We start from the raw sequence: 16,284 nt of genomic DNA, 5'->3' as shown, positions 1-16,284 counted from the left end.
GACCAACCAGCCGAACGGCGCCGCCTGAGCTTGAGCTCGGCGACCTTATCCCCCTTGAGCCGGTGGGTTCGATGGCCTCGGTGCGCCAACATCCCGACTTCCCGGAAGCGTACGCCGAAGCGGCGAATGGTGGAACGATCGAACCGGCGACAAATGTTGCGCATCGGTAACAGTCTGTCGCAAAGTGCCACTTCGGTCTTAATCTGGATTTACACCGCTGCATGCGTCCGACAAGAGAACACCCGTAGGGCACCGGGGGGTGTCTCGCGGGGGCGTCGACAACGACGATCCTCGTGTAATCGGGGGAAACTAATTATGCGCTCGTTCAATCGTGCCAACGCCATACGTCTGTCTGCCGGTGCGGCGCCGCTCGCCATCCTGCTGAGCTTGAGCAGCCCCGTCTTCGCGCAGACCGTACCGGCCGGGAGCGTCGATGCTCCAGCCGACCAGGAGGCCGAGCAGGCTCAGGACATCGTCGTCACCGGCTCGCTGTTTCGTCGCGCCAACACCGAAACGCCGTCGCCCGTCACGGTGCTGACGGCGGATACTCTGGCGAAAGCCGGTATCACGACGGCAGCCGAAGCGATCCGCTCGGTCTCGGCCGACAGTGGCGGCTCGATCGGCGTCGGCTTCCAGAGCGGCTTCTCGGCGGGCGGCGTCGCCGTATCGCTGCGTGGTCTCGGCGTATCGTCGACGCTGGTGCTGGTCGATGGCCTGCGCTCCGCCAACTTCCCGATCAACGACGATGGGCACAACTCGTACGTCGATCTCAATTCGATCCCGTTCAGCCTGATCGAGCGCGTCGAAGTACTCAAGGACGGCGCCTCGTCGACCTATGGTGCCGACGCGATCGGTGGTGTGGTCAACCTCATCCTGAAGAAGCAGTTCACCGGTATCGCCGGCACGGTGGAAGCCGGCGCCAGCAGCCATGGTGACGCGGGCCGCCAGCGTGCGAACCTGACGATCGGCTATGGCGACTATGCGGACAAGGGGTTCAACGTCTATCTCAACGGCGAATTCCAGCAGGATGGTCGCGTCAGCAACCACAGCCGCGGTTTTCCCTATAACAACCGCGATCTCACCTCGATTGGTGGCAACGACAATAACGGCGCGGACAATTCGCTGACCACTGCGACCCCGAATGCAGTCGTCGTGCGCACCACGCAATCCAACCTCAACAACCCGTTGAGCGGTGGCACCGCGTTGTTCAACACCAACTACACGACGCTGAACCTCGGCAATTGCACCGGCGGCACCTACACCCAGACCGGCGGCGCCAACGGCGTCGGCTGCAAGCACAATCTGGAAGACGAGTATTTCCAGCTTGCGCCGCTGCAGCGTAAATATTCGATCAACGGACGCATCAGCGTGCGGCTGGCGGAGAATGTCGAGGGCTACCTGACCGGCAGCTACTCGAACAGCTATGTGAGCATCAACAACGCGCCGCGCGCGCTGCGCAACACGCAGCCTTATGGTGGTGCCCCGTCGCTGGCATCGAGCAACCCCGGCATCGTCCTGCCTGTCTATATCTGCACGTCGGGCATCAACTGCGCGGTTCCCGGCGCGCCCGGCCGTCAGCTCAACCCGAATAATCCCTACGCCGCGGCGTTCGCCAACGCCCCCGCCAACGGCGCTGCGCGCCTCTATTATTCGTTCGGCGACATCGATGCCGGCAGCGACCGGACGAACGAGGTGTATCGCTTCGCCGGTGGCCTGCATGGCAGCGTCGGCGACGACTGGACCTGGAAAGTCGATGGCGTCTACGCTCGCGACAATCTGGAAATCGTCCAGCGTGGCTATCTGAACATCGCCAACATCCTCACCGCGATCAACACTGGCGCGTACAACTTCGTCAATCCGTCGCAGAACTCGCAGACGGTGCGCGACTTCGTATCGCCGGACAAGATCACGCCATCGCACTCCGAGATGTACTCGCTCGATGCGGCCATCACCAAGCAGCTGTTCCAGCTGCCGGGTGGCCCCTTGATGGTCGCCGTTGGCGGCCAGGTGCGTCGTGAATCGCTGGTCAACAACAATCAGAACGCGCTGCTCGACACCTACGGCCTCACGACCTCGTCGGCGTTCGGCAAGCACACGGTTTCGGCGGGCTATTTCGAAATCCAGGCGCCCGTGCTCGATATCCTCGAGATCAACGGTTCGGGCCGCTACGATCATTATTCGGAGGGTTTTGGTCGCTTCTCGCCGAAGATCGGCATGAAGTTCACGCCGATCCGCCAGTTCGCGGTTCGCGGTACGTATTCGCAAGGGTTCCGCGCGCCGACGTTCGCCGAGTCCGGTCCGCGGTCGCAATATGCCGGCTTCGTCACGACCCAGCCTCCGGGCAATTTCTGCGCGGCGCATGGCGGCTCGGCGACGGCAACCAACACCTGCGTCACCGGCGGCAATCCGTACAACCTCTCCTATTCGGTCGGCCGTGGGTTCGTCGGCAATCCCGACCTCAAGCCGGAAACGTCGCGCAGCTTCACGGGCGGCATCATCGTCGAGCCGACGTCGTGGTTCAGCGCGACGGTCGACTATTACAACGTGAAGAAGTCGAACCTGATCGCCAACGGTCCGCTCGCGGGTGACGCGATCGTCGCTTATTACAAGCAGTCGACGTTGGCGGCCGCGACCGCTGCCGTAGCCGCGGTCGGACCGGGCTATTCGGTCAACACGGTCGACGGCATCGATCCGGCCTTCCCGAACGCGTTGCCGCGGCTGCTCATCATCAACGCACCGTTCGTCAACGTGAACTTCGACAAGACCTCCGGGCTCGATTTCTCGGGAACGGCCCGTATCCCGCTGGCCGAAGGGCTCCGCTTCACCAGCCGGGTCGAAGCGACCTACATCATTCAGTATGATCGCCACACGGCACAGGGCGTGCAGAAATACGCCGGCACGATGGGTCCTTATGACCTGTCGTCGGGCAACGGCACGCCGAACTGGCGCGGTAACTGGCAGAACACGATCGAGGCCGGCAAATTCTCGCTGACCGCGACCGCGTATTACGTCGGCAAGATCAAGGCGGTCGCGACCGACCAGGGCAGCCTCGACACGTCGTGCACCAACAGCCTCTACAAGTCGTCGCAGGCAGGGGTTCCGGTCGATCGCTTCTGCTACGTCAACAGCTTCATCAACGTCGACCTGAACGCGACGGTCGCGGTGAGCGACGACTTCTCGTTCTTCGGCAATGTGGGGAACATTCTCGGTGCACGCGCTCCGATCGCGCCGGCGTCCTACGCAAGCTCGCCCAACTTCCTGACCACATGGCATTATGCCGGTCTGATCGGGCGGACGTTCCGTGCAGGTGCAAACTTCAAGTTCTGATCACCTTCCATGACCAGGACAGGGGCAGCTTCGCGAGAAGCTGCCCTTTTTCGTTGCTCCGTCGTCGGCGCCTTAGTCGAACGCGACGACGGCGGTCGCGCTTCGGTGCCCGAGAAGCAGCGGGAGCGCCTTCGGGGCGGGGAAAGGTTTATCGTCGTGGGGCTTGACGCACCGCCGTCAGGTGCAATGAACCCGCAGCCCGATGCAATAAATTGAGAGCCCCATGCCGGCCTTTTCACGTTTCATGCGCTACTTCATCGCGGTTGGGCGGTTGGGATCGATCAGGAAGGCCGCCGATGTTCTGAATGTTTCGGCATCGGCGATCGATCGGCAGATATTGAACGTCGAGGCGCAAATGGAGCTGCCGTTGTTCGAACGGCTTCCGACCGGGCTGAGGCTGACGGCCGCCGGCGAGATCATGATGGCGTCGGGGTTGAAGTGGCAAAAGGAACTGGCCGATGTCCGTACGCAGATAGAGGATCTGCGCGGGCTCAAACGCGGCCATGTCGACATTGCGATCATCGACGCGCTCGCCAAGGGCTATATTCCCGCCACGATCCACGCGATCCAGAGCAAGTATCCGGGGATCACGATCGGTATCAAGGTGCTGAACAACGACGCGGTACGCAGTGCCATTCTCAGCGGCGAAGTCGACTTCGGGATATTCTTCGAGCCGCAATCCTTTCGCGGCATCACCGTGCGCGCGTTCGTGGAGGTCGTGCTGGGACTGTTGACGCCGGCCGGCCATCCCCTGGGACAGCGACGGGAAGCGCGGTTTTCCGCGTGCGCGGGGTCCACCCTGATCGTTCCTGCCGAACCACTGGCGGTCTGCCAGCAGATTGCGGTGCTGGAGGGTATCACCAGCCTGGTTGCCGATCGGACCGTGACCTCCGACAACATTCAGATGATCACGTCGCTGGTATTGCAGGGCGTCGGCATCGGCGTTTTGACGTCGATCGACGTGACGACCGAGGTTCGTCGCGGGCTGTTGTCCTTCACCCGGATATCGGACGCGGTCCTGAAGCCGATGATCCTAGCGCTCTGCACGTCGTCGGCGCGGACGCCCTCCTTTGCCGCAGGGATCGTGCTGCGCGAGATCGAGAACGGCTTTGCGCAACTGAGCTATCCCGCCTCGATGGAAGCCGGCATCGATACGGAGGAGCAACGGCCGGTCATCTAGCCGTCCGCAACGATCGCGCGCGCCGGGCGATCAGCCTTGTCATCAAAGCCTCCAGCCGCGCCGGATCGACCGCGCGAACGACGTCGACATATTGCTCGCCCAGACCGGGTTGATAGCCCTTGTCCCAGGAAAGCAGGTCGCCATAGCCCGCGCCGAATTGCGTATTGGCGTCGACGAAAAGCTTTTCCCGCGCGGTGACGATCGTCGGATCCAGCCAGACTCCCGCGGCAAGTTCGTCCCACAGCGGGAAGCCCGGTTCCATCGCCATGATGAATTTGGCGATCGCGGGGTCTGCAACCTTGGCGAGGCGCGCGCGCAGGTCGGTACTCAATTGCGTCGCCGTCGCAGGATCGACCGGGACGAGCGTGACCTGCTTCCAGGGGCTGTGCAGGACGATGCTCGCGGCTTCTGGATCGAAACGGATGTTGAACTCGCGGCGCGGCGTGTTGACATATTCGCGCGCGAAGTCGTCGGCGGATCGGTCGCTGAGCTTCTGCCGTGGGTTCAGGCTGCCGCCCATATAGACCAGTTCCTTCGCCAGTCCGGCGAAACTCGGGTCCAAGCGCTGAGCCAGAGCAAGGTTTGTCAGAGGACCAGCCGCGACGATGGTGATCTCGCCGGGATGAGCGTGGACCATTCGGATGAGGAACAGCGCCGCGATCTCCGGCAATGGCTTCACCACGGCATTGCCGCCCGGAAGCAGGACGGGATCGGTCGGGCCGAAATACGCTGGCGTGCTCTGCTGGGTCGGCGCGACCCAAGCCTTCATCCAAGCGCCTTTCCAGGTCAGCTTGCCGTACAACGCCTCCCAGCGATCGGTCAGCGCCTCGGAATTCAGCAACGGGTAGGTCGCGCCTTCGATCACCGGCACATCGGTACGGCCCGCGACCTCCGTGCCGCGAAGCGCGAGCGCGGTGGCGCGATTGGCCCAGACATTGCCGGAGACTGTCGTGATGCCCAGCACCTCGACGTCCGGCGCATCGAGCAGCATGAGGTGCATCAGCCCGAAGCCCTCGTCGTCGACGATGACTTTCCGGGGCGATGCCTCTGCAAGACCGGTCACGGCCGAGCAGATCGCGCAGCACAGCATAAGCCGCCGGAAACCGTGCCATATGTGGCGAGCAAGTGGTGTCTTGGTCATGAGGCCTCCATGATCCGCGCGGTGAATCCTGTCATCTTGTCCCACGCGCAATTGCCGAGGACATAGGTACGATAGATTGCACGGTCGTCGCCGAGGATCTGGAGCGCGAACAGGCGTTCGGCGAGGGTGGCGCCGTGTGTCCGCCGATCCAGCAACGGTGTCGCGGCGCAGTCGAGGACCGTGAAATCGGCTTCCTGGCCGGGTTCGAGGCTGCCGACGCGGTCGTCGATATGGAGCAGCGCCGCGCTCCCCGCGGTGGCGAGGTAGAGCGCGCGGAACGGATCGAGCGGATCCTCGCGGGCGAGGGCGGCCTGGTAGGCGAGCCCGGCGGTGTGGAGCATCGAGAAGCTCGTGCCCGCGCCGACGTCGGTGCCCAGGCCGAGGCGGACGCCGTGCGCGTCGGCCTGGCCGAAGTCGAAAAAGCCGGAGCCGAGGAACAGGTTTGAGCTAGGGCAGACCGCGACACCGGCGCCGCTTTCCGCAAGACGGGTGCAGGCACGGTCGGAAAGGTGGACGCCGTGCGCGAACACCGAGCGCGCACCGACCAGCCCGAACCGGTCATAGACGTCCAGATAGTCGCGCGCGTCGGTGAACCGCGCGGCGACCGCGGCGCATTCGTGGACGTTCTCGGACAGATGGGTGTGCAGCAGGACGTCGGGATACGCGGCCACGAGGTCGCCGGCGACGCGGAGTTGGTCGTCGGAGGACGTGAGCGCGAACCTCGGCGTGACCGCGTAGCCGAGCCGTCCTTTGTTTCGCCAGCGGTGGATCAGGTCCTCGGTTTCGCTGCGGGCGAGGTCGGGGGTGTCGGCGAGGCCATCGGGACCGAGATCCATGAGCACCTTGCCGGAGATCACGCGCATGTTGCGCTCCCGTGCGGCCTCGAACAGCGCGTCGACCGAATGCGCGTGCACGGTTGGAAAGACGAGCGCGCTGGTCGTGCCGTTACGGAGGAGTTCGTCGAGGAATGCGCTCGCCACCGCATCGGCATGCGCGCGTTCGGCAAAGGCGCGCTCGGCGGGGAAGATGTGGCGGTCGAGCCAATCGAGCAACTGCGCGCCGTGCGAGGCGATGCGGTCCATCTGCGGGTAATGAACGTGCGCATCGACAAAGCCGGGCACGATAAGGCCGGGCAGCGTCTCGGTCGGGACGTCGGCGAAGCGGTCGGCGAGGTCGGCGTGGTGGCCGCGAGCGACGACAATGCCGTCCTCGACGATGAGGAGCCCGTCGGCTTCGTGACGGACCGCATCCGGATCGTCGCGGGGATCGTGGGCGACGGAGAGTATCTCGCCGCGGAAGGCCTTGCGCATCAGGGGCTCGTCAGTTGCAGGAGTTGGGCGAGGGTGGAGATGGCGATAACGTCGGGCTCCTTGCCGGCCACGCGGGCGATGCCGATCGGCGAGGTCAGGCGCGCCCTGGCATCGACGGGAATGCCTTCGCGATCGAGCCTTGCGTCGAAGCGGGCGCGCTTGGTGGCGGATCCGATCAGGCCGACGAACGCCACCGGGGAGCGTTCGAGCGCGGCCTTGGTCAGCTGGTAATCGATAGCGTGATCGTGCGTGAGGATCAGGATCGCGCTGTCGGCGGGGGCTTCCGCCACGCACGTCGCGATCGACGGCTCGGGGACGATCGCGACGCCGTCGATCGTTTCGAACACCGGGCGGGTGTCGAACCAGGCCAGGCGGAAGGGCAGGTTGACGGCGTGGCGGGCAATGGCCTGGCCGACATGGCCGGCGCCGAAGAGATAGATCGGACGTCTGCGCTGGCCGACGATCTCGGCGAAACTGGTGCCGGCGAGCGGGGCGGGGCCCCTGGCGGACTGTGACATCGGAACCGCATCGCGGCTGATGCGGCGCTCGATCCCGGTGGGGGTGAGTAGTGAGACGAGGACACGTTCCTCGGCGGCGTCGGCGATCCAGGCCAGTCCTGTCGGATCGATATTTTCGACCAGAAGCCGTACGCGTCCGCCGCAGCATTGGCCGAGCAACGGCCCGAGCGGATAATCCTGCACGCGCCAGCTTCCGACGGGGTGGGCGAGGATGGCCCGCGCCTGGTCGACAGCGCGGTATTCGAGTTGGCCGCCGCCGATCGTGCCGTGGAGCGCGCTTGCCGTGACCAGCATCCGCGTGCCGGCACCGCGTGGCGCCGAGCCTTCGCTGGCGAGGATGCTGATCATCGCCGAAGGTTCGCGCGGCGCGATGTCGCGCAGCCAGGTCAGCCAGTCGATCATGCGCGGTGGCCGGCGATGGCGCGAAGGATCGCTTCGGGAGTGGCGGGCGCGTTTAGCGGCGGCAGGCTGCGCTTGTCAGGAACGGTGGCGGCGACGGCGTGGTTCAGCGCGGAGAAGACGGCGATGGCGAGCATGAAGGGGGGCTCGCCGACCGCCTTCGAACGGCCGATCGTCGGTTCGAGGTTCTCACCATCCCATAGCGTGATGGTCAGGTGGCGCGGGCGGTCGGACGCGGTCGGGATTTTGTACGTTGCGGGCGAGTGCGTGAGCAGCCGGCCCTTCGCGTCGAATACGAGCTCCTCGGTGGTCAGCCAGCCCTGGCCCTGGAGGAAGCCTCCCTCGATCTGGCCGATGTCGATCGCCGGGTTGAGCGAGCGGCCGATGTCGTGGAGGATATCGACGGCCAGCACCTTGTGCTCGCCGGTGAGCGTGTCGATCGCGACTTCGGCGAGCGCTGCTCCATAGGCGAAGTAGAAGAACGGGCGGCCCTGGTGCGCGGCGCGGTCATAGGCGATGCCGGGGGTCGCGTAATAACCGGTCGCGGAGAGCGAGATTCGGCCCATATGCGCTTTTCTGGCGAGTTCGCGGAAAGTGAGGGTCTCCGCGCCTGCGACCACGCCTCCCGGGGTGAACTGCACATCCGGGCAATGGAGGGTCCGCGTGAGGAAATCGGTCAGGCGATCGCGGATCGTCACGGCTGCGTTGTAGGCGGCCATGCCGTTGAGGTCGGCACCGGAGGAGGCCGCAGTGGCCGAGGTGTTGGGGACCTTGTCGGTGCGCGTGGCGGTGATGCGGACCTGCGATACCGGAACCGCGAAGACGTCGGCGACGATCTGCGCGATCTTGATGTAGAGGCCCTGGCCCATCTCGGTGCCGCCGTGATTGATCTGGATGCTGCCGTCCGCATAGACGTGCACCAGCGCGCCGGCCTGGTTGAGATGCGTTGTCGTGAAGCTGATCCCGAATTTGACGGGGGTGAGCGCGATGCCCTTCTTGAGGATGGGACTGCGCGCGTTGAAGGCTGCGACATCCTGCCGTCTCGCATCGTAACTTGCACTTTCGCGAAGCATGGCAATGAGTTGCGGAGCGATGTTGTCGGCGACTGTCATGCCGTAGGGCGTGGTGTCGCGGCCGGGGGCGTAAAGGTTGGCGAGCCTGACCTCCAACGGATCGCGGCCGAGATGCGCGGCGACGTCATCGATCACGCGCTCGATCGCCAGCATGCCCTGGGGGCCACCGAAGCCGCGAAAGGCGGTGGCGGAGACGGTGTTCGTCTTCAGCCGTTCGGACAGGATCTCGACATCGGGCAGCCAGTAGCAATTGTCGCAGTGGAACATTGCGCGGTCGTTGATCGCGGGCGAAAGATCGACCGTCGCGCCGCAGCGTGAGGCCAAGCGGAGTTGCAGCGCGAGGATGTGGCCTTCATCGTCGTAACCGACATCGTAGGCGATCTGGAAGTCATGCCGCTTGCCGGTCATGATCATGTCGTCGTCGCGGTCGCAGCGAAATTTTGCCGGGCGGCCGGTCGTGTCGGCGACCAAAGCGGCGGCAGCGGCGAACGCGGCGGCCTGCGTCTCCTTGCCGCCGAATGCGCCGCCCATCCGGCGGACCTCGACGGTGATGTCGGCGGAGTTGCGGGCGAGAATGTGCGCGACGAGATGCTGGATCTCGCTCGGGTGCTGGGTGGAACTGAGGATGTGGACCTGCCCGTCCTCGCCGGGGGTGGCGATCGCGACTTGCCCTTCGAGGTAGAAGTGATCTTGGCCGCCCATGGTGAAGCCGCCGTTGAGGTGGTTCGGGGCTTTGGCGAGCGCGGCGCGGGCGTCGCCGCGGGCCATGCGCTGGGTCGGTTCGATCAGCGATCGGGCGTGGCGGGCTGCTTCGATCGTCAGGCTGGCGGGGCGGGGTTCGTAGGTGATCGAGCCGAGCCGGGCAGCGGCACGGGCGGCGCGCTGGCTGGTGGCGGCGACGAGGAAGACGGGGTGGCCGACGTACAGGACTTCACCGTCGGCAAGCAGGAGGTCGTCTTTCGCGACCGGGCCGACGTTGTTGGCGCCGGGGATGTCGGCGGCGGTGAAAACGGCGACGACGCCGGGCGCGGCGCGAACAGCGGCGAGGTCGATCGCGGTGATGCCGGCGTGCGCTTCGGTGCTTTGGCCGAACGCCAGATGCAGCATGCCGTGGGGTTCAGCGACATCATCGACGTAGAGCGCGGCGCCGCTGACGTGAAGGCGGGCGCTGTCGTGCGGGTTGGAGGGTTTTGGCGCGTGATCAGGCACCGGCGGACTCCAGGTCGAGCACGGAGACGGTTTCGCCCTGCGCCTTGTACCAGAGGCGAAGCAGCAGGTTGGCGGCGGCTTCGATGCGGTAGGCGGCTGATCCGCGGACGTCGGTGAGGGGCGCGTAATCGGTGCGGAGGGCGTCCATCGCAGCCTGGATCGTGGCGAGGGTGAAGGGCTGGCCGACCAGCGCGGTCTCGCATCCACCGGCGCGTTTGGGTGTCGCTGCCATGCCACCGAACGCGACGCGCGCGTTTGTGATCTGGCCATCGCGGACGGTCAGCTTGAACGCGCCGCAGATCGCGGTGATGTCGCTGTCGAAGCGGCGTGCGAGTTTCGAGATGTGAATGACGTCGTCGCGGCCGGGGCGGGGGATGTGGAGGCTTTCGACGAATTCGCCGGGGCGGAGATCCTGCTTTCCATAGGCGATGAAATAGTCATCGAGCGGTATCGTCCTGCGACCGTCGATGCCGCGCACCGTCAGCGTCGCGCCGAGCGCGATGAAGGCAGGCGGGCCGTCGCCGATCGGCGATCCGTTGGCGATGTTACCGCCGATCGTGCCGGCGTTGCGGATCTGGAGACCACCCAGCCGCCGAGTGAGTTCGCTGAGATCGGGGTGGAGGCGGACGAATGCATCGTGCGCGTCGGCATAGCGGACGGAGGCACCGATCGTCAGGCCATCCGGGTTTTCTTCGATCCGGGCCAGCTCCAGTATATCGCCCAGAAAGATCACCGTATCGATCGTCTGCAAACCCTTGGTGACCCAGAGGCCGACGTCGGTCGCGCCCGCGACGAGGCGTGCTCCGGGGTGTTCTGCAAGGAGTTCGGCAAGAGCGGCCGCGGTGCGCGGGATGAACCATTTACGGTCGCCGATGCTGCCGGACACGGTGCCGATTTCGACCAGCGCCTTGAGATTGGCGGCCAGTGGGCCGTCCTCGCGCGTCGATGGCATGATGGTCTCACCGGCTGCGAGGATCGGGCCGTAACCCGTGCAACGGCAAAGATTTCCGGCGATGATGTCGGCAACCGGAAGCGCGTGGCCGACCGCACCGATGCTGCGACCATGGAGCGACATGACGAAGCCAGGCGTGCAGAAGCCGCATTGCGAACTCCCGTTTTCCGCCATGCAGGTCTGGAGGGGGTTGAGCGCGCCGTCGTTTGCGAGGCTTTCGACGGTCACCAGCGCCTTGCCGTGGAGCATCGGCAGGAACAGGATGCACGCGTTCACCGCGCGCCACGTCACCGCGTCCCGCGCACCTTCCCGTTCTGGGGCGAGTTCGCCGACGAGGACCGTGCACGCCCCGCAATCGCCCTCCGCGCACCCTTCCTTCGTGCCGGTCCGGCGCATCCGATAGCGTAGGTGGTCGAGCAACGTCGCAGTCGGATCGACCTCGCCGAGTTCGATGATCTCGTCGTCGAGGATGAAACGCACGGTCACTTCAGCTGCCTCGGTAGGTGGAATAGGCGAAGGGGGAGACGAGAAGCGGCACGTGATAATGGCCGGCTTCGTCGGCGATGCCGAAGTCGATGGCGACGATGTCCAGGAAGGGTGGGTCGGGCAGGGCCACGCCTTCGTCGCGGAAATAGTTGGCGACCGAAAATTCGAGACGATAGCGGCCGGGCGCGATCGCCGGGAGACCGGGGCAACGGCCGTCTGCATTGGTGATGCCCGAGAAGAGCCACACGCCCACCGCGGTCGACAGCCGGACGGCGACCTTCGCGGCAGGGCGGCCGTGGGCGGTGTCGAGGACGTGGGTCGATAGGGTCGTCATGCTGCGGTGTCCTGAGCGGGGGACCATTCCCCGAGAAACTCGGGTTCGTCATACGCGAGCAAGTCGGCGACCAAGGCTTCGCGGTCGTCGAGGAAGAGCTGGTCAGTGATGCCCTTCACGACGCGGGGGAGTGCGGTGCGGAGGCCTGACAGCGCCGACGCGGACAAGCCAAGGCTGACGAGCGCGGCGTAGTTGAACGCGAAGAGACCGTGCAGCTTGGGTGCATCCGCCGGGTCACGGGCGAGCAATTCGAAGCCGGCGCCGAGATAGGGATGCGCGTCGATCAGCGCGTGGGCTTCGCCGAACGGTGGTGTGAAGCGGTCAGCCCAACGGGCGATCTTGTCGGCGACCAGCTTCAGTTCGGGGCGCAGGCCGGAATCGCTGACTAGGCCGGTCGATAGGACGACGAAATCGAATGCGTGATCGCCTTGCGGGGTCGTCACGCGGACGGTGCCATCCTCGGCCGCGACAGCCAGCCAGGGCGCGCCGAGATGCAGCGCGAAGCCCGGCCATGCGGCGGCGCGCGCGAACGTGTCGTTGGTGGGCGGCTGGTTATGGCCGAGGAACGCCGTCATCACCGCGTATTTGTCGGCATCGGGGAGCGCGAGATAGCGGCCGGTAAAGCCGACGCGCTCCATGTGGCGGATCGGGTTTATACGCGGGAGAGTCTTGCGCCGGATGAAAACGTCGACTGCTGCGGCGCCCGCTTCCAGCGCGGCGTTGGCGTTGTCGAACGCGGACGCGCCGCCACCGAGGATGCCGATCCGCTTGCCCGCAAGCGCGGCATAGTCGATCGGCTCGCTGGTATGTGAGTAAAGTGTGCGGGGCAGGGCGTCGGCGATCATCGGCGGGACGTGCCATTCACCGCCACCCTGGATGCCGGTTGCCAGCACCACTTTGCGCGCTATTAGAGGCGCTTGGCCGACGATGCTAAGGCGATATAGGCCCTCTTCGAGGGGTTCGACCAAGTCGAGCTTGGCGTCGTTGCGGACCGGGAGCGCGAGCACGCGGCGGTACCAGCGGAGATACGCCATCCAGTCACCACGGGGGATCTTGTCGAGTGCGTCCCAGCCGTCGGCGCCGTGCTGCGCTTCGTACCAGGCGCGGAAGCTCAGCGCCGGGACGCCGAAGTCGATCGGGTTGAGACCCTTTGGCGTACGCAGCGTGATCATCCGTGCGTACGTGTCCCATGGGCCTTCATAGCCGGCCGGGTTCTCGTCGATGATAAGGATGTTCGAGACTCGTTCACGCAACAGGCCGAACGCGACGGCGAGGCCGCTCTGGCCTCCGCCGACGATGACGACGTCGTGGACGTGACCTTCGGGACGCGTGCGGGGCCGGGTCCAGTCGGCGCCACCGTGGCCGATCAGCGCGAGTTGGCGGGCCAGGTCCGTTTCGAGTCCGGGGAGACCGATCACGGGAGGTCCTCCAGCCGTAGCCGAACGATCTTGCCGATCTGATCGAGCGCCGTGGCGATCTCGATGTCGCGCGAATTGGCGAGACGTTGCTCCATTGCGGCGAGGATGCCGGCCTTGTCGGTGAGGCGGACGCAGATGATGAACGGGAAGTCGAACCGGTCTCGATAGGCTGCGTTGAGTGCGTGGAAGCGGTCGAACTCGGCGGGCGTCAGGCGGTCGAGGCCGGCGGAGGCTTGTTCGGCGGTTGAGGCCTCGGTGAGGGTCCGGTCGATCGCAGCCTTGCCCGCGAGTTCGGGGTGCGCACGGATCAGGGCGAGTTGCTCCTCAGGGCTTGCGGCGTAGACCGAGGCCATCAGTCCGGCGTGGACATCGGTGAAGGGCAGCGCCTCGGCGGCGCGCTCGACGACCCAGGGCGAATGCTCGAACAGGGCGGCGTGGCGGGCGACGAACGCGTCTTTGTCCGCGGCGCTCAATGCGTCGGCCCTTCGAGGCTGACATGCGCGGAGACCACTTTCCAGCCGTCGGCGAACTTCACCCAGGCCTGCGTCTGGCGGCCGCGGCGGTCGCTGCCGTCGCGGTGGAACTCGGCGTCGGCTGTCGCGTAAGCGTCGCCGTAGACGGTGATCGCGACGCGGCCGAGCGTGCGCTGGGGGGAGCCGCCGCGGCCTTTGCGGAAGGCGCGAATGGCGTCGATGCCGTACAGGACTTCGCCGACGCCGTAGCGGTTGGTGGTGGGCGCGGCGTGGAACAGCGCGTCGAGCGCGGCGACGTCGTCGGCCATCAGCGCGCGCTCATAGGCCTCGAATGCCTGCGTCACTTCGGCGAGCAGGGTTGGATCGTCGATCGTCATGCCGGATGCACCTCCATCCAGTGGCGCGCGATATCGATGCGGCGGGCGACCCAGGCATCCCCGCTGGCGATGACGTGATCGATGAACTTGGCGAGCGCGAGCGCGCGGGCCGGGCGGCCGGCGATACGCGCGTGGAGGCCGATCGACATCATCCGGCCGCCTTCGCTGCGCAGTTGCTTGAACGTGTCGCGGAGGTAGCGGAAGAACTGGTCGCCTTCGGTAAAGCCGTTCTGGCTTACGTACTTCATGTCGTTGGCATCGAGCGTGTAGGGGACGATCAGTTGTGCTTTTGCGTGTCGGCGGTCCCAATAAGGGAGGTCGTCGGCATAGCTGTCGGCATCATAGGCAAACCCGCCTTCCTCAGCGACGAGGCGCGCGGTGTTGGGGGAGGTACGGCCCTGGTACCAGCCGAGCGGGCGGGTGCCGGTGAGGCGGGTGTGGAGCGCGATCGCCTCGGCGATGTGGGCGCGTTCGACGGCTTCGGGGACGGTCTGGTAGTCGATCCAGCGCAGCCCGTGGCTTGCGATCTCCCACCCGGCGGCGAGCATGGCTTCGACTGCCGCCGGGTTCATCTCCAGCGCGCGGGCGACGCCGAACACCGTGACCGGGAGCGTGCGTTCGGTGAAGAGGCGGTGGAGGCGCCAGAAGCCTGCTCTCGCGCCATATTCGTAGAGGCTCTCCATCGCCATCGCGCGATCCGGGTGGCTCGTTGCGCCGACCATCTCGGAGAGGAACGCCTCGGAGCCGGCGTCGCCGTTGAGGACGCTGTTCTCCGCGCCCTCCTCGTAATTGATGACGAACTGCACGGCCACGCGGGCGTCGCCGGGCCATTGCGGGTCGGGCGGTGCGGCACCGTAGCCGATCAGGTCTCGCGCGAACGTCATGCGTGCCATGCCTCGAGCGCCGCCTTTACCGCTTCGCCGTCGGGCAGCAGGTAACCCTCAGCCTTCAGGCACGCCTCCAGCGCGGCGAGCGTGAGCAGCACCTTATGCTTCATCGCGTTGTAGCCCATCGCGCCCAGCCGCCAGACCTTGCCCTGGAGCGGACCGAAGGCGGTGCCGATCTCGATTTCGAAATGCTCGCGCATCGCGGTGCGGACGCGCTCGCCGTCGACGTCCTCGGGAATGTAGACGCCGGTGACGTTGGTCATCCGGTGCGCGTCGTCGCCGAAGACCCTCAGGCCCATTGCGCGCAGGCCTGCTGTCATGGCGCGGCCCGCAGAGGCGTGGCGGGCATAGCGGGCGTCGAGCCCTTCACCGAGCGCCAGTCGCGCGCACTCCCTTGCCGCGTACAGCATCGAGGTGGCTTCGGTGTGGTGGTTGAGGCGCTTGTCGGACCAGTAATCCATGATCATCGCGAGGTCGAAATAGTTGGAGCCTATGCGGGGGCCAGCGCCGTCGGTGATGTCGTCGCGCCGGATGCCGCGCTCGACGTGGCGGCGCGCGGCGATGTGTGCGGCGGCGGCGTCGGAGATCGTGATAGGTGCCGAGCCGGACGGGCCGCCGAGGCATTTCTGCAAGCCACCGGTGACGACGTCGATCCCCCAGCGGTCGGTCGCGATCTCCATGCCGCCGATCGTCGCGGTGGCGTCGACATAGCTGAGTGCGCCGGCGGCTCGGCAGAGCGCGCCGAGGCCTTCGAGCGGTTGCGCCATCGTCGTGGACGTATCGCCGTGGACCGAGGCGACAATTTTGGGCGCGGTGCGCTCGATGGCGTGGGCGATCGCGTCGATCGGCACGCTCTCACCCCAGGGTGCCTCGACCGTTTCGACGACCGCGCCGATGCGGGCGAGAATCTCCGTCAGGAGCAGGCCGAAGCGGCCGAAATTGACCACGAGTACCGTGTCGCCGGGCGCGACGAGGCTGACGAGCGCAGCCTCGATCCCCGCTCGCGCGGTGCCGTCGATCAGCATCGTCCAGGGGTTGGTCGTACCGAAGACCGGGCGGTAGAGCGCCATGACCTGGTTCATGTACGCGGTCATCTCGGGATCGAACTGGCCGAGCAGGTCGGCCGCCATCGCGCGCAGCACGCGCGGGTGCGCATTGATCGGGCCGGGGCCCATCAGCAGTCGCTGTGGCGGGTCGATT

General features: G+C 66.0%; 13 protein-coding genes. 2 read left to right on the top strand and 11 right to left on the bottom strand.

Features of this window, described 5'->3' with window-relative positions:
* The first annotated feature begins 315 nt into the window (after window positions 1-315).
* Window positions 316-3,327 (top strand): TonB-dependent receptor plug domain-containing protein, encoded by a 3,012-nt coding sequence (locus SJY41_RS05980; RefSeq protein ID WP_380779927.1) that lies wholly within the window; start codon window positions 316-318, stop codon window positions 3,325-3,327.
* Between the two features lie 223 nt (window positions 3,328-3,550).
* Window positions 3,551-4,507 (top strand): LysR family transcriptional regulator, encoded by a 957-nt coding sequence (locus SJY41_RS05975; RefSeq protein WP_380779925.1) that lies wholly within the window; start codon window positions 3,551-3,553, stop codon window positions 4,505-4,507.
* On the opposite strand, the gene SJY41_RS05970 is transcribed toward SJY41_RS05975, so the two are convergent.
* The 11 genes from SJY41_RS05970 to SJY41_RS05920 are packed head-to-tail and all read right to left on the bottom strand — an operon-like array spanning window position 4,500 to window position 16,259.
* Window positions 4,500-5,648: a nucleoside hydrolase gene (locus SJY41_RS05970; RefSeq protein WP_380779923.1), complete on the bottom strand. Its 1,149-nt coding sequence runs from the start codon at window positions 5,646-5,648 to the stop codon at window positions 4,500-4,502. The genes SJY41_RS05975 and SJY41_RS05970 overlap by 8 nt on opposite strands.
* On the bottom strand, window positions 5,645-6,958 hold the full coding sequence (gene guaD, locus SJY41_RS05965; protein WP_380779921.1) for a guanine deaminase: 1,314 nt from the start codon (window positions 6,956-6,958) through the stop codon (window positions 5,645-5,647). Before guaD ends, SJY41_RS05970 begins: the two co-directional genes overlap by 4 nt.
* Window positions 6,958-7,878: a xanthine dehydrogenase accessory protein XdhC gene (xdhC, locus tag SJY41_RS05960; protein WP_380779918.1), complete on the bottom strand. Its 921-nt coding sequence runs from the start codon at window positions 7,876-7,878 to the stop codon at window positions 6,958-6,960. Before xdhC ends, guaD begins: the two co-directional genes overlap by 1 nt.
* Window positions 7,875-10,157: a xanthine dehydrogenase molybdopterin binding subunit gene (xdhB, locus tag SJY41_RS05955; protein WP_380779916.1), complete on the bottom strand. Its 2,283-nt coding sequence runs from the start codon at window positions 10,155-10,157 to the stop codon at window positions 7,875-7,877. The genes xdhC and xdhB overlap by 4 nt, the downstream gene beginning before the upstream one ends.
* On the bottom strand, window positions 10,150-11,595 hold the full coding sequence (gene xdhA / locus SJY41_RS05950; protein WP_380779914.1) for a xanthine dehydrogenase small subunit: 1,446 nt from the start codon (window positions 11,593-11,595) through the stop codon (window positions 10,150-10,152). The genes xdhB and xdhA overlap by 8 nt, the downstream gene beginning before the upstream one ends.
* 1 nt (window position 11,596) lies before the next feature.
* Entirely contained in the window at window positions 11,597-11,929 is a 333-nt protein-coding gene (gene uraH / locus SJY41_RS05945; RefSeq protein WP_380779912.1) for a hydroxyisourate hydrolase, read from the bottom strand.
* Window positions 11,926-13,344: an FAD/NAD(P)-binding protein gene (locus tag SJY41_RS05940; RefSeq protein ID WP_380784072.1), complete on the bottom strand. Its 1,419-nt coding sequence runs from the start codon at window positions 13,342-13,344 to the stop codon at window positions 11,926-11,928. The genes uraH and SJY41_RS05940 overlap by 4 nt, the downstream gene beginning before the upstream one ends.
* A complete protein-coding gene (gene uraD, locus SJY41_RS05935; protein ID WP_380779911.1) occupies window positions 13,344-13,820 on the bottom strand; it encodes a 2-oxo-4-hydroxy-4-carboxy-5-ureidoimidazoline decarboxylase in 477 nt (158 codons plus the stop codon). Before uraD ends, SJY41_RS05940 begins: the two co-directional genes overlap by 1 nt.
* On the bottom strand, window positions 13,817-14,197 hold the full coding sequence (gene hpxZ, locus SJY41_RS05930; RefSeq protein WP_380779909.1) for an oxalurate catabolism protein HpxZ: 381 nt from the start codon (window positions 14,195-14,197) through the stop codon (window positions 13,817-13,819). The genes uraD and hpxZ overlap by 4 nt, the downstream gene beginning before the upstream one ends.
* Window positions 14,194-15,081, bottom strand: a complete 888-nt coding sequence (gene puuE, locus SJY41_RS05925) for an allantoinase PuuE (RefSeq protein WP_380784071.1) — start codon at window positions 15,079-15,081, stop codon at window positions 14,194-14,196. The genes hpxZ and puuE overlap by 4 nt, the downstream gene beginning before the upstream one ends.
* Entirely contained in the window at window positions 15,078-16,259 is a 1,182-nt protein-coding gene (locus SJY41_RS05920; RefSeq protein ID WP_380784070.1) for a pyridoxal-phosphate-dependent aminotransferase family protein, read from the bottom strand. The genes puuE and SJY41_RS05920 overlap by 4 nt, the downstream gene beginning before the upstream one ends.
* Window positions 16,260-16,284 lie beyond the last annotated feature (25 nt).

Source organism: Sphingomonas sp. R86520, assembly GCF_042466285.1.
In the GTDB taxonomy this organism is placed as follows: domain Bacteria; phylum Pseudomonadota; class Alphaproteobacteria; order Sphingomonadales; family Sphingomonadaceae; genus Sphingomonas.
This window is presented reverse-complemented; position numbering and strand designations above follow the sequence as displayed.

Coding starts and splice junctions, on each gene's coding strand:
- guaD (WP_380779921.1), bottom strand. CDS start 6,958: ATGCGCAAGGCCTTCCGCGGCGAGATACTCTCCGTCGCCCACGATCCC.
- SJY41_RS05980 (WP_380779927.1), top strand. CDS start 316: ATGCGCTCGTTCAATCGTGCCAACGCCATACGTCTGTCTGCCGGTGCG.
- uraH (WP_380779912.1), bottom strand. CDS start 11,929: ATGACGACCCTATCGACCCACGTCCTCGACACCGCCCACGGCCGCCCT.
- SJY41_RS05920 (WP_380784070.1), bottom strand. CDS start 16,259: ATGGGCCCCGGCCCGATCAATGCGCACCCGCGCGTGCTGCGCGCGATG.
- xdhC (WP_380779918.1), bottom strand. CDS start 7,878: ATGATCGACTGGCTGACCTGGCTGCGCGACATCGCGCCGCGCGAACCT.
- puuE (WP_380784071.1), bottom strand. CDS start 15,081: ATGACGTTCGCGCGAGACCTGATCGGCTACGGTGCCGCACCGCCCGAC.
- SJY41_RS05970 (WP_380779923.1), bottom strand. CDS start 5,648: ATGACCAAGACACCACTTGCTCGCCACATATGGCACGGTTTCCGGCGG.
- SJY41_RS05975 (WP_380779925.1), top strand. CDS start 3,551: ATGCCGGCCTTTTCACGTTTCATGCGCTACTTCATCGCGGTTGGGCGG.
- hpxZ (WP_380779909.1), bottom strand. CDS start 14,197: ATGACGATCGACGATCCAACCCTGCTCGCCGAAGTGACGCAGGCATTC.